General features: G+C 40.8%; 21 protein-coding genes. 11 read left to right on the forward strand and 10 right to left on the reverse strand.

Going from position 1 to position 14,834, the window contains the following annotated elements; genetic code table 11:
• Window positions 1-115: 115 nt before the first annotated feature.
• Window positions 116-604 (forward strand): OmpA family protein, encoded by a 489-nt coding sequence (locus tag QWZ01_RS01815; protein ID WP_290321504.1) that lies wholly within the window; start codon window positions 116-118, stop codon window positions 602-604.
• Window positions 605-678: 74 nt separating this feature from the next.
• Here the strand turns inward: QWZ01_RS01815 and QWZ01_RS01820 are convergent, their stop codons facing one another.
• Both QWZ01_RS01820 and QWZ01_RS01825 read right to left on the reverse strand, forming a co-directional pair.
• Complete coding sequence (locus tag QWZ01_RS01820; protein WP_290321505.1) at window positions 679-1,236, reverse strand: sugar O-acetyltransferase; 558 nt, start codon at window positions 1,234-1,236, stop codon at window positions 679-681.
• A gap of 66 nt (window positions 1,237-1,302) precedes the next feature.
• Entirely contained in the window at window positions 1,303-2,238 is a 936-nt protein-coding gene (locus QWZ01_RS01825) for a cation diffusion facilitator family transporter (protein ID WP_290321506.1), read from the reverse strand.
• 175 nt (window positions 2,239-2,413) lie between these two features.
• On the opposite strand from QWZ01_RS01825, the gene QWZ01_RS01830 reads away from it, so the two are divergent.
• Window positions 2,414-2,785 (forward strand): hypothetical protein, encoded by a 372-nt coding sequence (locus QWZ01_RS01830; RefSeq protein ID WP_290321507.1) that lies wholly within the window; start codon window positions 2,414-2,416, stop codon window positions 2,783-2,785.
• Between the two features lie 131 nt (window positions 2,786-2,916).
• Here QWZ01_RS01830 and QWZ01_RS01835 read toward each other — a convergent pair whose 3' ends face one another.
• Window positions 2,917-3,471 carry a DUF6252 family protein gene (locus tag QWZ01_RS01835; protein WP_290321508.1) on the reverse strand — a complete coding sequence of 185 codons (555 nt, stop codon included), beginning with the start codon at window positions 3,469-3,471 and terminating at the stop codon, window positions 2,917-2,919.
• Window positions 3,472-3,636: 165 nt separating this feature from the next.
• Here QWZ01_RS01835 and ppnP point away from each other — a divergent pair, with 165 nt between their 5' ends.
• Together ppnP and QWZ01_RS01845 are read left to right on the forward strand one after the other, a co-directional pair.
• Window positions 3,637-3,918, forward strand: coding sequence for a pyrimidine/purine nucleoside phosphorylase (gene ppnP, locus QWZ01_RS01840; RefSeq protein WP_290321509.1), 282 nt, complete (start codon window positions 3,637-3,639; stop codon window positions 3,916-3,918).
• Window positions 3,919-4,019: 101 nt separating this feature from the next.
• Window positions 4,020-4,349, forward strand: coding sequence for a YbjQ family protein (locus QWZ01_RS01845; protein WP_290321510.1), 330 nt, complete (start codon window positions 4,020-4,022; stop codon window positions 4,347-4,349).
• A gap of 77 nt (window positions 4,350-4,426) precedes the next feature.
• Here QWZ01_RS01845 and QWZ01_RS01850 read toward each other — a convergent pair whose 3' ends face one another.
• The 3 genes from QWZ01_RS01850 to QWZ01_RS01860 all read right to left on the reverse strand — a co-directional run bounded on the left by QWZ01_RS01850 (window position 4,427) and on the right by QWZ01_RS01860 (window position 5,553).
• Complete coding sequence (locus QWZ01_RS01850) at window positions 4,427-4,627, reverse strand: hypothetical protein (protein WP_290321511.1); 201 nt, start codon at window positions 4,625-4,627, stop codon at window positions 4,427-4,429.
• Window positions 4,628-4,656: 29 nt separating this feature from the next.
• A complete protein-coding gene (locus tag QWZ01_RS01855; RefSeq protein ID WP_290321512.1) occupies window positions 4,657-5,142 on the reverse strand; it encodes a hypothetical protein in 486 nt (161 codons plus the stop codon).
• A gap of 246 nt (window positions 5,143-5,388) precedes the next feature.
• Entirely contained in the window at window positions 5,389-5,553 is a 165-nt protein-coding gene (locus QWZ01_RS01860) for a hypothetical protein (RefSeq protein ID WP_290321513.1), read from the reverse strand.
• A gap of 402 nt (window positions 5,554-5,955) precedes the next feature.
• Here QWZ01_RS01860 and QWZ01_RS01865 point away from each other — a divergent pair, with 402 nt between their 5' ends.
• The 3 genes from QWZ01_RS01865 (at window position 5,956) to QWZ01_RS01875 (ending at window position 7,853) form a co-directional block, all read left to right on the forward strand.
• The gene (locus QWZ01_RS01865) at window positions 5,956-6,870 is read left to right on the forward strand and encodes a hydroxypyruvate isomerase family protein (protein WP_290321514.1); all 915 of its coding nucleotides are present in this window, start codon (window positions 5,956-5,958) and stop codon (window positions 6,868-6,870) included.
• 216 nt (window positions 6,871-7,086) lie between these two features.
• Entirely contained in the window at window positions 7,087-7,305 is a 219-nt protein-coding gene (locus QWZ01_RS01870) for a hypothetical protein (protein ID WP_290321515.1), read from the forward strand.
• 254 nt (window positions 7,306-7,559) lie between these two features.
• Window positions 7,560-7,853: a DUF3892 domain-containing protein gene (locus tag QWZ01_RS01875; protein ID WP_290321516.1), complete on the forward strand. Its 294-nt coding sequence runs from the start codon at window positions 7,560-7,562 to the stop codon at window positions 7,851-7,853.
• A gap of 9 nt (window positions 7,854-7,862) precedes the next feature.
• On the opposite strand, the gene QWZ01_RS01880 is transcribed toward QWZ01_RS01875, so the two are convergent.
• The 3 genes from QWZ01_RS01880 to QWZ01_RS01890 all read right to left on the reverse strand — a co-directional run bounded on the left by QWZ01_RS01880 (window position 7,863) and on the right by QWZ01_RS01890 (window position 9,505).
• Window positions 7,863-8,345 (reverse strand): CYTH domain-containing protein, encoded by a 483-nt coding sequence (locus QWZ01_RS01880; RefSeq protein WP_290321517.1) that lies wholly within the window; start codon window positions 8,343-8,345, stop codon window positions 7,863-7,865.
• A 53-nt stretch (window positions 8,346-8,398) separates the two neighbouring features.
• Entirely contained in the window at window positions 8,399-8,977 is a 579-nt protein-coding gene (locus QWZ01_RS01885) for an O-methyltransferase (protein WP_290321518.1), read from the reverse strand.
• Window positions 8,978-9,088: 111 nt separating this feature from the next.
• Entirely contained in the window at window positions 9,089-9,505 is a 417-nt protein-coding gene (locus QWZ01_RS01890) for a hypothetical protein (RefSeq protein ID WP_290321519.1), read from the reverse strand.
• A gap of 312 nt (window positions 9,506-9,817) precedes the next feature.
• On the opposite strand from QWZ01_RS01890, the gene QWZ01_RS01895 reads away from it, so the two are divergent.
• From QWZ01_RS01895 to QWZ01_RS01910, 4 genes are all read left to right on the forward strand, one after another.
• Window positions 9,818-12,538 (forward strand): carboxypeptidase regulatory-like domain-containing protein, encoded by a 2,721-nt coding sequence (locus tag QWZ01_RS01895; RefSeq protein WP_290321520.1) that lies wholly within the window; start codon window positions 9,818-9,820, stop codon window positions 12,536-12,538.
• A gap of 68 nt (window positions 12,539-12,606) precedes the next feature.
• Complete coding sequence (locus QWZ01_RS01900) at window positions 12,607-13,011, forward strand: DUF1761 domain-containing protein (protein ID WP_290321521.1); 405 nt, start codon at window positions 12,607-12,609, stop codon at window positions 13,009-13,011.
• A 127-nt stretch (window positions 13,012-13,138) separates the two neighbouring features.
• Window positions 13,139-13,990 (forward strand): aldo/keto reductase, encoded by an 852-nt coding sequence (locus QWZ01_RS01905; protein WP_290321522.1) that lies wholly within the window; start codon window positions 13,139-13,141, stop codon window positions 13,988-13,990.
• Window positions 13,991-14,082: 92 nt separating this feature from the next.
• Window positions 14,083-14,487 (forward strand): hypothetical protein, encoded by a 405-nt coding sequence (locus QWZ01_RS01910; protein WP_290321523.1) that lies wholly within the window; start codon window positions 14,083-14,085, stop codon window positions 14,485-14,487.
• On the opposite strand, the gene QWZ01_RS01915 is transcribed toward QWZ01_RS01910, so the two are convergent.
• A complete protein-coding gene (locus QWZ01_RS01915; protein ID WP_290321524.1) occupies window positions 14,488-14,778 on the reverse strand; it encodes a YciI family protein in 291 nt (96 codons plus the stop codon).
• Between the last annotated feature and the right edge of the window lie 56 nt (window positions 14,779-14,834).

Raw genomic sequence — 14,834 nt, forward strand, 5'->3', positions numbered from 1 at the left:
ATACAGTAGTTTACGATATAGGCTACAATAGGTTTTAGTTAATAAACAATGCAAATAAGTTAACCTTTATAAGGTATACCTTAATAAAAAATTTATTAACTAAAATGAGCAAACCATGAAAACAAAATTTTTCCCCTTCGCTTTATTTGCCTTGATGTTAATAAGCATTGAAGCAACCGCTTTTACTAATCCACCAAAATCTCTTAATAAAAGCACTCCCCGCCCAAAAGCAGGTATGACCGTGGCCGAGCTGACAGGTAACCTGCAATTTGATTTCGGCCATGCCGATCTGCGTCCTAAATATGATGACCAGTTAGACCAGCTTGCCAAAATGCTGATCGATAAAAACTATGCACTGGCACTTCGCGGCCATGCCGATTCTATTGGCACTTATGTGGGTAACTGGAAACTGTCAGACAAACGGGCCAACTGTATTAAAGATTACCTTGTAAAAAAAGGAGTATCTGCCGAAAAGATAGTTACCACTCCTTTTGGAAGCACCATGCCTATTGCGAGTAACAAAACACCAGAGGGCCGTCAAAAGAACCGCCGGGTTGAGATCAGGATAAACGCGATCACCAACTCTATAAACAGCTCACTGTAAACCAGTTCACTACGAATTGATTATCATCCCTATATTATTTTTAAACGGGCAGCTGTATTAAACAGCTGCCTTATTTATAAGTGCTTGATTATGCGGCATGGATTACCGGCAGCCACCACATTGGCAGGTATATCCTTAGTTACTACACTGCCTGCACCTATGGTAGTATTATCGCCAATGGTTACGCCGGGGCAAACAATAACACCGCCGCCCAGCCAAACATTATTACCGATTGTAATAGGAGCGGCATACTCCGGCCCTTTGATACGTTCGGAAGCTATAACCGGGTGATAGGCCGCGTACAACTGCACGTTTGGAGCCATAAATACATTATCGCCCAGCGTTATGCGCGCACAATCAAGTATGATGCAATTGAAGTTCATGAACAGGTTTTCGCCTGCATAAATATTGGAGCCGTAATCACAATAGAAAGGCGATTGTATATCGATATTGTTTTGAAACCCGCCCAGCAGATCCCTTAAAATAGCTTTTTTACCTTCCTGATCATCATAACTCAGGGCATTGTACTGACTAAATAGTTTGCGTGCCCTGGAGCGACCCGCTATTAATTCAGGATCGCCGGCGTTGTATAATTCGCCGTCGAGCATTTTTTGAAGTTCTGTTTTTGCCATAAAGTGATTTTGCTTAAATATATAGATAATCGGAAAATAAACTGCTTTTACTGAAGAAGCATCCCCTTAAATATAGGTCTGCACGTTGGCGCTAATTTTATCCATATAGCTTTCGGGCTGAATGATCACAAAATGAATAAGATTATACTCGTCCTTAACCCGGTTCCGGATACGGGATATAGCTTCATTGATCTCATCGGTATTAAGATCGGCTTTAAATGCAACAATGAGCATGATCAATATCTCAGATGGTGACTGGTAAGTTGAAAGAATATGCATCAGTTTTAATACATCGGCATCCTCCTCTACTATCTCCTCTATCCGGGCTTTGGTTTGCTTGCCAATCCCCTCGCCCATGAGCAGGCTGCGGCTTTCACGAGCCAGTATAACAGATACGCCAATAAGCAGTAAACCAACCAACAGGGAGGCCACTCCATCCAGATAATCAAGATGGTACCTATGCCCCAGAAACAGGCATATCATCACAATAAACAAACCGATAACGGCCGCGCCATCTTCAAACAGTACAAGGAAAGTAGATGGATCCTTACTGTTTGTAATGGCCTGCCACCAGGTTTGATCGCCCCGTAATTTATTGAACTCTTTAGCCGATATGATGAACGACGTTCCTTCAAACACTACCGACGAACACAATACCACATAGCTCCAGGTAGGGTTCCCGGGCAAATCGGGATGAATGATATGACTAATACCCTGATAAACGGATACTCCGCCACCAAGACCAAAAATGAGGATTGATACAATGAATGAATAAAAGTAAAGCTCTTTACCATAGCCAAAAGGGTGCCTGGCATCGGGCTTTTTCTTGCTTTGGTGCAAGCCAAGCAATAGCAACAGCTGGTTGGCCGTATCAACTACCGAATGGACACCTTCGGAAAGCATAGCAGCGCTATTACTTATAAAACCAGCTACAAATTTGGTTATTGCAATAAGCAGGTTTGCAGCCAGCGCGCTGTAGATAGATTTATTTGATGATGCCATATCATAAAACCTAATGCACACAGCGCCCAATTGTTTGAAAAAAGAATTAAGTATTTCATGGTGAGCAATTAATGAGTATAACGCTAAGCCATCTTTTAAATAATTAAAACTATTAAAGACCTCGCATTGTTATCATATTAGTTAATTTATAAAAATTTAAAGAAAAAAATAGATTATGAGAAATCTAAAAATAACGGCAGCAGCCATTGCGCTCACCTTTACCGCATCAGTGGTATTTGCCGGCAATCATAAAGCTGATGATCAGCAAAAAGCCAACGGATTAAACATTAAAAAAACAGTGATAGTTACGGATACCATTCCGGGTAAAAAGAAGAAAACACCAAAAACTCCTGCACCAAGCCCAACCCCTACGCCAACACCGTCGCCTACCGATCCGTCTCCGAGCCCAACACCTATGCCAACACCAAATCCTAATCCAACGCCTACGCCGTCGCCAAGTCCAACACCGTCACCAACGCCATCGCCGAGCCCTAATCCATCGCCAACACCGTCACCAAGCCCTTCCCCTAACCCTCCGGGTAAATAATATACCGGTTAAATACAAAAGGCGCGGTGCAATTGCACCGCGCCTTTTGTATTTAATTAATTGGCTGGTTGTTAAAGCTTAGCCTAAAAAATATTTATTGAGTTCAACTTAATTATATACAGCTGCTATCGTTATTGGCTTAAAAAGCTATAAGGTAAATTGGTAAATGAACCCAGCAAAATCTGTTGTACATTGATGGATATAATATTACCCAAATTGTCACGATTTACCTGTTTGGAGGTGAATGAATAAGTACCCGTTATTAGCTTTTTATCTGTATCGATGGCCGATATAATGACTGAGCCAGAGCCGGGTTCCACAACGCCGATCTGGTCAAAACCACCCTGGGTGTTTTGGGTAAAATACTTTAACACCACCCTTGAGGTACTGTCAACCTTATAAGTAGCTAACGGAAAAGTATTATCACTGGTACTATTAGGTAGTGCTATATTGATGCTTATCTGTTGTTGAGTTGCTATACCTGAAACTGTAAACGATTTAGTTTTAGTAATGGCATTATAAGTAATTGCAGCACTTACGGTATCCGGGTTCCATGCTACACCGTTAATATTGGCAGATAGAATTTTGTCAGAAGTTGTAGAAGCAGTAGTAGAGGCGTCCTTTTTACAGCTTTGAATAAATATAGCTGATAAAAGTAACAGCATAATTAGTTGAGTTTTCTTCATATATAAATTTTATGCAAATAACGCTCTTTAAGAAGTAATAATTACAACCAAAGTTACTTTTTTCACATATTTTAACATTATGGTTTTTGAAACAATACCGCAGATGTGTTATAGTTATTCATCAAATGATTTTATTTAAGCATATTAGGACTAAATTTATTTAACATGATTAACGTAAACGAATATTTTGAAGGGGCCGTAAAATCGCTGGCTTATGATACCGCCCAAGGCCGCAGCACTATTGGTGTAATTGAAAAAGGTGAATATGAATTTGGTACATCAAGCCATGAAACCATGACCGTAATTGAAGGCCGGTTAGAAGCTTTACTACCCGGCCAGCAGGATTGGCAGGTATTCACAAATGGGCAATCATTTGAGGTACCGGCAAATGCTTCATTCAAAGTAAAAACCTCTGTACAAAGCTCATACCTTTGCACTTACCGATAGCAAAACCGCTGTTGTTTCAAAAATAAAAAGGCCCCTGTTTGTAATTATTGATCCAACAATACATCTAAAGTATAAACAACATCAATCTAATAAAAAAACAAATGGATACTTCACTCATTACCACCAGTACCTCTTTAGAGGGTTACCGGATAGTTAAACATTTAGGCGTTGTACGTGGCATTACCGTACGCAGCCGCAGCGCCCTTGGCAATATTGCCGGTGGTTTTCAGTCGCTTTTTGGCGGCAGGCTTTCTATTTATGTTGAACTTTGTGAAAACACCCGCGAGGAGGCTTACCAGCTTTTGATACAACACGCGCAGGCCATTGGTGCCAACGGCATCATCAACATGCGTTATGACGCCAATGAGATCATGCAGGGTATAACAGAGGTACTGGCTTACGGTACCGCTGTGGTGGTTGAAAAGATTTAATCAAAACTATAAAAATCTCAAATAAAAAAGCCGGCTTGGTAGCCGGCTCTTTTATTTGAATACTATTAAACGTGTTATCAATTAAAATAAGATAACGGAATGGTTTTCCACATACCATTTGCAAGGTGGCCTATCAGTAATTCATAAACCAGGTACGCCGGCCAAAACAAATAATGTATAAGCAGCAAAATAAGCGAATGGTTATAATACCAGCTGATCATGAGGGTATAAATACCCAAAACAAGGTAAAGGATACTGGTTTCTCTCTTTTTCATCATAAATTATACAGCTAATGTAATCATCTGCCTTAATTACCGCAATTTTTCATGCTGTATATTACGGTATAATCTGCTTTTTCATTGGTTAGCTGCCTGCCCGTTTTGGCATCGTATTTATAAGGCTTTTGAGCCAGCGCATTACCCCTTAGCTGAAAATCAACGGTCATGGTATCTTTTGAGCCCTCCTGCCCATACGTCCATACAGCTTTAATAGCATTTTCTTTAAGTGTACCTTCTATGGTTCCTTTGCGGGCATCCTTTTCTTTGGGTATCCAGCTCATTTTGCCTGTTACTTTATTACCGTTGATGAGCATACTGACCGAGGTGGTATCCTGCGCCTGTGTACCATCAGTATGGTAAAAACAGTATTGCATATTTACAGGCGGCGCATCGGCAGCTGTGGCCGGCAGTGTATCTTTACTGCTTACGCTTGCACTATCATTATTTTTTGAATTGTTGCCCGAGCAAGACGCGGCCAGGGCACCTGCCAATAGTAAGCATAGTTTTATCTTCATAGGAAAATGTTATAAATACATTATAAGATATGACAATTTAAGTATCAAAAGGTTCAACCACCTGCATTGATATTTAAAAACTGATTTACAACAAGTTACAAAAAATTAAAATATTCAGCTGTAATTGATTTAAGAAATTGGGAGCTTACCGACGAAAACACGGTTATTGAAGAGGGGATATATACAATTTGATATGTAGTGTAAACGGGCGTGTTACACTACATAAATTGTATTCAAAGAGAGCCTTTAAGCTTTCTTTTCGGGTGGGGTTGATACAATCTCGCCAAATTCATTAACGTAAGCCATCATGCTCTCCAGATCGCTGCCGCCGCTATTTTGCTGGCGTTCCAGTTTGCGCTGTTCTTTATCCTCTTTCTTTTTCTGACGATTCTTTTCGAGTTGTTTTTTCATGAAGGTTGCTTGCGATTTAGCCATATTTATTAAAAATTTAGTTAAACAATGTGCATTATCCGGTTATAAACCTATAAAATCCAATCAACGGAACTAACGTTCAGTTTTGAAGTACATGAAGAGGAGGATCATCAATTAATTTCCGGGCAGCAACGGTATCAGCGGGGATAAAAATGAACCCTGATCAACAAGAATTGATTAGCAGGCGGCTATAATGGAAATAGCAGTAAATTTTCCGTTTGTGGTACAAATATACGATTTTTTTTTGATTTTAAGGTAATAGTGATAGCAGGTTGCTACGGAAAGTTAAGCCGGCCGGTAACCACTCATGCAAACTCAAACTCAACACATATTACTCACAACTTTTTAATTATCTTGCCATCTCAAACCAATTACCTATATATGAAACGCAGAAATTTTGTACAAAGCTCGGTACTGGCTGGTGCATCAATACTCGCCTCGGGCACTTTAAAAGCTGGTACAAGCGCCTCAACTGATAGCGATAAACCCTTTCATTTAAATTATGGCATTCATGATGGCATGTTTAAAAACCATGCCGGGGCCGATTTTATTGACCAGATAAAATTTGCCTATGAAAGAGGTTTCCGTGCTATTGAAGATAATGCCATAGCCCAGCGCCCTGTTGATCAGCAGAAAAAAATTGGTGATACGCTGGCTAAACTCGGCATGGCCATGGGTGTATTTGTACAACCCGGCTTAGGTAACGATACTAATATGCTGGCAACCGGCCAGGCTGATTACCTGGATAAATTTATTGCCAGCTGTAAAGAGGCTGTAGAGGTAGCTAAACGCATTAACAGTAAACTGGTTACCGTTGTACCTGGCGATTTTGTGCGTAACCTGCCCATTGGCATACAAACCGCCAATGTTATTGAAGCCATGAAAAAAGGCACCGCCATAGTTGAACCGCACGGATTGGTTATTGTAATGGAACCGCTGAGCGATAACCCTAACCTGTTTTTACGCACACCTGATCAGGCTTATGCCATTTGCAAGGCGGTGGGCAGCCCTTCCTGTAAAATTTTGTATGATATGTACCATGTACAGCGTAACCAGGGTAACATTATCCCTACGCTTGATTGGGTACATGACGAAATTGGCTACTACCAGATAGGTGATAACCCCGGCCGTAAAGAACCGGGCACCGGCGAGGTTAACTATAAAAACATATTTAAACACATTTACAACAAAGGCTACAAAGGTGTTATGGGGATGGAGCATGGTACGGCCGGCGAGGGTAAAGAAGGTGAGTTAGCCCTGATCAAAGCATACCGCGAAGCCGACAACTTTTTGTAAACCGCTTGTGTAAAACAAACGTGCTCAACCAGTAACACCAACGCTAATCAAAAACACGTTATTAACAAAAAAATAAATGTGTTAACAAAATATTTACCTTAAGTATTTTGAATTAAATAATTTTAATGCATGTTTACAGCATAATACCAATTATAAACTAAGCCGAAACAATTCGGCACGAATGGGGTTTACATTAAAAAAACAAAAGAACTTATCATGGCAACAGAAAAAGGAAGCGGTATTACCGCGTATTCAGTAAAAACAAAAACTAAGAATGTACCAATGATCGATCCGGTGATTGATGTTAAATCGGGCAGGTACATTGCAACCGGTAAAGATAGCGCAGGCAATAAAATGGCCGCCATTATGGGTAAAGCAACAGCTGAAGAACATATTAAAAACGGCAATGCCAAAAAAGGCACTGGCTGGTCTTAATTCATAGATACCCTGATCTGAGTTTTTTCCTGGATCAGGGTGTCATTTACCTTGAAAAAAATCCCTACCCTTATCGCCTTAACTATTAGTAGGACAGGCCAAATCTGCACTATTACTTCTTAGTGATTTAATTTTTTAACTATTTATAAATTTTCAGTAAGAATACGCATTGCAAAATGGGTGAAAACACCTATTTTCCAATATTCCCATTTGTTTTAATTTTATAGCACCTTATTAATTAAAACAATTAAACAATGGCAGTGCGTATACTTTGTATAAAAACCGATGTAGGGCAGCACCAAAACCCTTACATCGCAATTGACTCACTGGAGTGGGTAAATGAGCGAATCAACGTGAAAGGTGTTACCGAAAGGGCAAAACTTTATGACTGGATAAAGGATGCTGACGGCGATGCTTATATCATTGATGAATACGGCAATAAAACCAGCCTGATACCAGCTGTTTGCCCCGATGGTAATAAATACGTTAAAACCGTAACCGACGAATCTGAACCGGATTATTTGCTTGCTTTACCACAAAGCGCATAATCAACAGGCTCATTCACCGGTTTTTCCCCACCTGCTGTATGGGTTTACAGACAGGAATGAATTGTAGTATCTTTTATCATCGGTAACTTCAGTGGTTATCCAATCGGGCAGTTTAAATGTTTCGGCCTCATGCTCCAGTTCAATTTCTGCCATCAGCAGTCCTTTATTCTCGCCTAAAAATTCATCAACCTCCCATAGCTTACCTTCAAAAGTGATATTATACCTAACCTTTTCAAGTTCAGATACTGCAAAATTATCAAGCAGCTCCACCCCTTCTTGCGCTGGAATGGTATATTCATACTCCTTACGGCTAATGCCCTTTGATGCTCCTTTAATGGTGATATAACCATGCTCGGGCGTTACCCGCACCCTGATAGTTTTAGTGGCATCACTAAAAATATAACCCTGGCGGTAGTGTTTCCCATCAGGTTTGATTAGTTGACGCCATTTTTCATGATCAACCAAAAACTTACGCTCAATTTCAACCGCCATAGGATTATGTTTTAATGATGAACAGATCAAATATACAGCTAAAAACAGTGATGCTATTTTTTGGCGGCTATAATAATTCCGGTAGCCCAGTTTTGCTTGGTAAGCACCAGATCCTGCCGTTGCTCCAGATCCTCTACCAGCTTAATGGCTTTTTCGGCGTGGCCATCGGGCCAGTTGGGCTGGGGCAGCATATCATCAATAATATATAAACCACCGGGCTTAAGCATGTTGATGGCTTCGTTAAGCAATAAATATTTGCCATGCCAGGTATCAGCAAAAATATAATTGAACATTAAATGACCGTTTTGTTCAAACCAATCCGCCCCATCGGTGCAAACCAGCTCCAGGCGATCATCGTTGCCTAAAAATTGCTGTGCAATAGCTAAAAAGCGATCGTCATTATCTATTGATATCAGGGTTGATTCGGCATCCATCCCTTCCAGTATCCAGGATGTGGATAATCCGGTTCCGGTACCTAACTCTAAAAACGTGCTGCCGGGTTTGGTTGCCGCCAGCGTTTTAAGTAAAGAACACGTTAACACATCCGAAGCCATGGTAAAACCGGAGTCGGCAGTGGCTTTTTCTATTTCATGATACGCTTTGGGATAGGCTTGCTTTATTTCCTGATTCATGATTAAAGTTTATGCTGTTATAATTGTTTAATTATTACAATTATAATCAATTAAAACACAATCAGAAATATATTCATACCAAAAACCAATTTGGTATATAGAACACAAATCTTAAAATATTAGTTTAAGAAGCAGCGGAATAACAATTATCCCAACCGAGATTAGGAAATAGTTACGATAAAGTTTCCCGTCGTTGTTACTGTATTCCTTCATCAGCAACTTATAGCGTTCGTTATAAAAAACCAATAGATAATTAATGATCACAAAGGGTATGAAAAACGTAAGCGCGCCTGCCAGAAAAGTATTTATTGCCCGTTCCCTGAATATATTCAAACTTAGCACTATTGGCACCGCGCCATGGGTAATTATCCTGAGCAGGAACAGAAAAGTTAGCAAGTTGATACCCTGCAGTATCGACATCGGAATAATGGTAAATGCTTTCCAGCTGCCCTCTTCGCCTTTTTTTGCCTTTTCAGCCGCGATAGCATCAACCCATATTTTATAATACATACCTAACATTGCTTTCAATTTAAATTATTATCCTTTAAAATAAACCTGCAGAATACCAATAGGTTTTAAGAAATGTGTGCCTCACCTGAGCAGCAGGCAAAAAAGTAACAATCGTGTTATTTTCCCTTCAATTTGTCATAATGCCTGATAACTTTCCGTTGGTATATCAAAAAGCGATATTTTTGGGCGTTAGCAGTAATGTATAACCTTATTATCAGGCACAGTTTAACCTAAAGTGGTTTGTAAAAAAGTGTTAAATGATAAGCTATTACTGCCTGCTGCAACCCTAAATGTTTATATTAGCCCCTTTAGCTGCCTTATATTATATTAATGATATCAAGAAAATTTTTACTCGTAATTACCCTGCTGCTTTCATTTGGTTTTGTTGCTTCGGCACAGCAGGATAGCATTCCTTTAAGTACAGTTATTCAAAAAACCGCTAAGTTTCAAAGCAGTTACCCTATTGAAAAAGTTTATCTCCATTTAGATAAGCCTTACTATGCTGTTGGCGATACTATATGGTTTAAAGCTTATGTAACGGTTGAAAAGCACCAGCCATCGGGTTTAAGCGGGGTGGTTTACGTAGATATTGTTAACAGTCAGGATTCGGTAATGGACAATTTGAGACTACCTGTTAAAAATGGTTTTGCAAACGGCAATATCACCCTTAACGGCGATACCTATAAACAAGGCAGCTACCGTATAAGGGCCTATACCAACTGGATGCGCAATTTTGACTCTGAATATTTTTATGACCATACCATTAATGTTGGTAATGCTATTGATAAGCAGGTTAACGCATTTATCAGCTATAAAAGCACATCTAAAAGAGCTACCGTAAAGGTTGATGCCGATATTACTTATAAAGACCCATCAAATAACCCATATGCCAATAAGAGGGTAAACTGGCAACTCATGAAAAACGGTGACCCCATAAGTAAAGGCAGCGGTAAAACCGACGATAAGGGCCATTTATTAGTTGATATACCAGAAAATGATCCCGCAACTATTACGTCGGGCTTACTGTTAACGGCAATTGATATGGGGGATAGAAAAACGGTTTCCAATTCTTTTTCACTCAAAGGCGCAGTCACAGGTTACGATGTACAGTTTTTCCCGGAAAGCGGTCAGCTAACTAATGGTGTACGTTCAAAAATCGCATTCAAGGCCATCAATTCCAGAGGACTGGGTGTGGATGTTACCGGCTCTATTACAGATGATCAGGGTACCGTTGTGGCTAATTTTACCACATCGCATTTAGGGATGGGCATTTTCGCGCTATCTCCGGAAGCAGGTAAAGCATATACAGCTAATGTTACCTTTCCTGATGGCTCAAAAGGCACTTACAGGCTGCCACGGGTACAGGCCATGGGTATAAACATATCAGTTTCTTATCCCGATGCAGATAACCTTGCCGTTAAAGTGTCAGCCAATGAGTTGTTTTTACAGCGCAAACAAAACAAAAGCTTTTACCTTGTGGCCCAAAGCGGCGGTGTAGTTTATTACGCGGCCCAAACCGTAATGCAAAACATGGTTTATACGGCTAATATCCCTAAAAGTAAGTTCCCTACCGGCATTGTACAGTTCACCCTGTTTTCATCAGGTGGTTATGCCCTGTGCGAGCGTATTGTATTTATACAACATAACGATCAGTTGAACCTTACCTTAAAACCTGATAAACCAGCATACACTACCAGGCAGGGTGTACACTTATCGGTGCTTGCGAAAAACAATGCAACCCCCGTAGTGGGCAGCTTTTCGGTTGCGGTACTTGATGATACCAGCGTGCCATCAAATGAAGATAATGAATCAACTATTTTAAGCAACCTGTTGCTTACTTCAGACCTGAAGGGCTACATCGAAAAACCTAATTACTATTTCAATAAACCTGATCAGGAAAAACTCGATAATCTTGATATCCTGATGTTAACGCAGGGTTATCGTCGTTTTTCATACGAGGATATACTGGCCGATAAAAACCCGCAGATATTTGTTGTCCCGGAAACAGGCATTGAAGTATCGGGTATTTTAAGAACTACAACCGGCTTACCGGTTGGCAAGGCAAATATCCGTTTGCGGGTACCCGACAAAAATTATTCGGCAGAAACTATTACTGACCCATCCGGAAATTTCAAATTCTCCAACGTGGTAGTTATGGATACCTCAAAAATTTCCCTGAGTGCCCGTAATAATGTGAACAGCAAAAACCTCGTTATAAGCGTAAACGGCGAGCTTTATCAGAAACTGGATAAAAACCCCAACCAGCCTGATGAAATTGTAAATATTGACAGCGCCATAGCTCCATACCTTGCTAACGCGCGCAGGCAATACCAAAATTCACGTGTGCTTAAGGAGGTTGTTATTAAATCAACCAAGTTTGAGAAAAAACCAAGCCATAACGACTTTGGTACATTTTCGGGCTTACCTGCCCAGGCAGATCATGAAATATCCGGCGACCAGTTGAAAGACTGTCCGCTCCTGATCAACTGTTTGAGCACCATGGCATTCGGCTTAACTTATGTAGATAACAATTTTTACATCACCCGTGATTATAATGCCGGTAAAAAAATACCTGTACAGATATATATTAACAGCATGCCGGTTGATGTTACCTTTTTATCAACCATATCGGGCGCCGAAGTAGCTTCTGTTGAAATATTTTTAACGGATGGTGTAAGCGGTATCAACCGTATGAACCAAACAAACGGTGTATTGGTTATTAACAAAAAGGTGGTTAAAAAAGAAAAAATAACGCTGGCTCAATTGCAATCACTTATTCCTAAGCAAAACGACATCAGCTTCAGTATACAGGGATATAGCAAGGCTAAAGAGTTTTACATGCCTAAATATGATGTAATGAAAACAGGCGCTCTTGGTGCCGACCTGCGTAACACCATTTATTGGAACCCTAAGATCATTACGGATAAAAATGGCGTGGCATCATTCAGTTTCTTTAACAGTGATGCCCGTGGATCATACCGTGCCATCATAGAGGGCCTTGATGCCGATGGTAACCTGGGTCGTTACGTGCTGCATTATGTAGTGAAATAGTGTGTTTATGTGTGTAAATAGGTAAGGATTTATTTCCTTATATTTATTACACACATAAACTTATCATCATGAATCCTTCTTTAATTAACTGGGCCGCGGTTATTGTGGCCGCGCTCTCTGCTTTTTTAGTGGGTGGCATCTGGTATTCGCCGGTGCTGTTTGCCAACGCCTGGATTGCCGACAACAAGCTTAATCCCGATGATCTGAAGGCATCCAGCAAATTACGTTCATTCGGGATGACGGGCGTTTTCTCGCTCATTATGGCCGCCAACCTTGCAGCTTTTTTGGCCGATAGCAAAACTGATCTGGCATGGGGGACAACCGCCGGTTTCCTGGCCGGGATATGGACATTTAGCGCTATAGCTATCATGAGTTTGTTTGAACTTAAAAGCTGGCGGCTGATATTTATCAACGGCGGGTACAGCCTGGTGTCATTAACCCTGATGGGCGCTATTTTAGGCGCCTGGAGATAGGGCAAATCTCATCTGTTTATTCTCCCGTGATTTCATTATTACAACGATTCAAAATTACAAACGGGTTATAATTTCAGGTAAACAATGTATTCATATTTGAGTTGAAACAGTATCAACAATTACAACTATGGCAACATTTGAAAAAACATTTAAACTGGGCGGCGATTTTACCCTGAACCGCCTGGGTTTTGGCTCTATGCGCATCACCGGCAAGGGCATTTGGGGGCCGCCAAAAGATAAGGATGAATGCATACGCGTACTGAAACGAGCGGTTGAGCTTGGTGTTAATTTCATTGATACGGCCGATAGCTACGGCCCCAATGTTTCTGAAGAACTTATTGCCGAAGCCCTTTTCCCCTACCCGCCCGGCCTGCTTATAGGCACCAAAGGCGGCTTTCTGCGGAGCGGGCCCGATCAATGGAAAGTTGATGCCTCGCCAGAGCATTTGAAACAAGCGCTTGAAGGCAGCCGCAAACGACTGAAACAAGATACCATCGACCTTTACCAGTTGCACCGCATTGACACGGTTGTACCTGCCGAAAAATCATTTGAATTTTTACAAAAGGCGCAACAGGAGGGTAAGATCAAACACATTGGGCTTTCTGAAGTTAACGTTGATCAAATTAAAAAAGCACAGGAGTTTTTTGAGGTAGTATCAGTGCAAAATATTTACAGTGTCGATAATCGTCAGTGGGAATCTGTGCTGCAGTATACCAAAGAAAACAATATTGCCTTTATACCCTGGTTCCCGCTGGGTGGCGGTAATGTACAGGGCCAGCAGATACTTCAAAAAGTTGCAGATAAACACAACGCCACCATACACCAGATAGCATTAAGCTGGCTGCTGAACTATGCACCCAATATCTTACTGATCCCCGGCACATCAAGTGTGGAGCACCTGGAAGACAACATGAAAACCGCCGATATTGAACTATCCGCCGCAGATATACAGGAATTAGAAGCATTGAACAAGGGTTAATATTTTCACATGCTTTGTCCATTCAAAATAAAAGGATGCCCATATATTATGGCATCCTTTTATTTTTGCACCCTTGTATTAACCTGTAAAACATGAAAAGTAAAGAAGATATACTGAATAGCTATTACACCATAAGCAGCGATGGTCATCCAGAAATTTCGGCCGAAGATCTTTTAAAAGCCATGGAGGCTTATAAAGATCAGGCCGCTGAAGCAGCCTTTAATGCCGCCCGCCAGCTCAAAAATAGCAGCTATGAATTTGCTGATTATGCAGATTATGAAAAGCAGTCAGCATTATCCACCCGAAAACAACAGGAAAGTATCGATCCATTAGATGAGGCCATTGCTTTAGCGGCCAACAGCGTTTTGCCTAACTTTTTACCTCACGATAATTCCGTAAGCGAGCTATCATTCAACTTCACCATGAGTGGCTCAGCCCATACCGCTTATTACAAAAAAGATGCTAACGGATACTGGCAGCTAAGCAACTGGCAATAATTAAACATCTGCTACTTTAAAGGACTTTACGTCAACCGATTCCCAAACTTTCTGGGTAATGTAAGGCTCATTCTGTTTCCAGGCCTCTAATTCTTCTTCGGTTTCAAACTGCAGGATCATGGTTGAGCCTATCATTTTACCTTCGTCGCTCAACATGGCTCCGCCTATTATAAAGTTCCCATTTTCTTTCATGGCTTTTGCGCCAACCAAATGGTGCGGGCGTACATTCAGGCGGCGTTGCAGTGCGTCGGCATCAGTATAATCATATCCGGTGATCAGGTATTGTTTCATTCTTTTAGATTTAGCTGGTTAACTAACGCCAGTAAAGCTATAAATTAAAAGTATTA

Source organism: Mucilaginibacter aquaedulcis (assembly GCF_030409325.1).
GTDB lineage: Bacteria > Bacteroidota > Bacteroidia > Sphingobacteriales > Sphingobacteriaceae > Mucilaginibacter > Mucilaginibacter aquaedulcis.

Bases quoted from the DNA above. Each gene is read 5' to 3' on its own strand.
- QWZ01_RS01815 (WP_290321504.1), top strand. From the start codon at position 116: ATGAAAACAAAATTTTTCCCCTTCGCTTTATTTGCCTTGATGTTAATA.
- QWZ01_RS01820 (WP_290321505.1), bottom strand. From the start codon at position 1,236: ATGGCAAAAACAGAACTTCAAAAAATGCTCGACGGCGAATTATACAAC.
- QWZ01_RS01825 (WP_290321506.1), bottom strand. From the start codon at position 2,238: ATGGCATCATCAAATAAATCTATCTACAGCGCGCTGGCTGCAAACCTG.
- QWZ01_RS01830 (WP_290321507.1), top strand. From the start codon at position 2,414: ATGAGAAATCTAAAAATAACGGCAGCAGCCATTGCGCTCACCTTTACC.
- QWZ01_RS01835 (WP_290321508.1), bottom strand. From the start codon at position 3,471: ATGAAGAAAACTCAACTAATTATGCTGTTACTTTTATCAGCTATATTT.
- ppnP (WP_290321509.1), top strand. From the start codon at position 3,637: ATGATTAACGTAAACGAATATTTTGAAGGGGCCGTAAAATCGCTGGCT.
- QWZ01_RS01845 (WP_290321510.1), top strand. From the start codon at position 4,020: ATGGATACTTCACTCATTACCACCAGTACCTCTTTAGAGGGTTACCGG.
- QWZ01_RS01850 (WP_290321511.1), bottom strand. From the start codon at position 4,627: ATGATGAAAAAGAGAGAAACCAGTATCCTTTACCTTGTTTTGGGTATT.
- QWZ01_RS01855 (WP_290321512.1), bottom strand. From the start codon at position 5,142: ATGAAGATAAAACTATGCTTACTATTGGCAGGTGCCCTGGCCGCGTCT.
- QWZ01_RS01860 (WP_290321513.1), bottom strand. From the start codon at position 5,553: ATGAAAAAACAACTCGAAAAGAATCGTCAGAAAAAGAAAGAGGATAAA.
- QWZ01_RS01865 (WP_290321514.1), top strand. From the start codon at position 5,956: ATGAAACGCAGAAATTTTGTACAAAGCTCGGTACTGGCTGGTGCATCA.
- QWZ01_RS01870 (WP_290321515.1), top strand. From the start codon at position 7,087: ATGGCAACAGAAAAAGGAAGCGGTATTACCGCGTATTCAGTAAAAACA.
- QWZ01_RS01875 (WP_290321516.1), top strand. From the start codon at position 7,560: ATGGCAGTGCGTATACTTTGTATAAAAACCGATGTAGGGCAGCACCAA.
- QWZ01_RS01880 (WP_290321517.1), bottom strand. From the start codon at position 8,345: ATGGCGGTTGAAATTGAGCGTAAGTTTTTGGTTGATCATGAAAAATGG.
- QWZ01_RS01885 (WP_290321518.1), bottom strand. From the start codon at position 8,977: ATGAATCAGGAAATAAAGCAAGCCTATCCCAAAGCGTATCATGAAATA.
- QWZ01_RS01895 (WP_290321520.1), top strand. From the start codon at position 9,818: ATGATATCAAGAAAATTTTTACTCGTAATTACCCTGCTGCTTTCATTT.
- QWZ01_RS01900 (WP_290321521.1), top strand. From the start codon at position 12,607: ATGAATCCTTCTTTAATTAACTGGGCCGCGGTTATTGTGGCCGCGCTC.
- QWZ01_RS01905 (WP_290321522.1), top strand. From the start codon at position 13,139: ATGGCAACATTTGAAAAAACATTTAAACTGGGCGGCGATTTTACCCTG.
- QWZ01_RS01910 (WP_290321523.1), top strand. From the start codon at position 14,083: ATGAAAAGTAAAGAAGATATACTGAATAGCTATTACACCATAAGCAGC.
- QWZ01_RS01915 (WP_290321524.1), bottom strand. From the start codon at position 14,778: ATGAAACAATACCTGATCACCGGATATGATTATACTGATGCCGACGCA.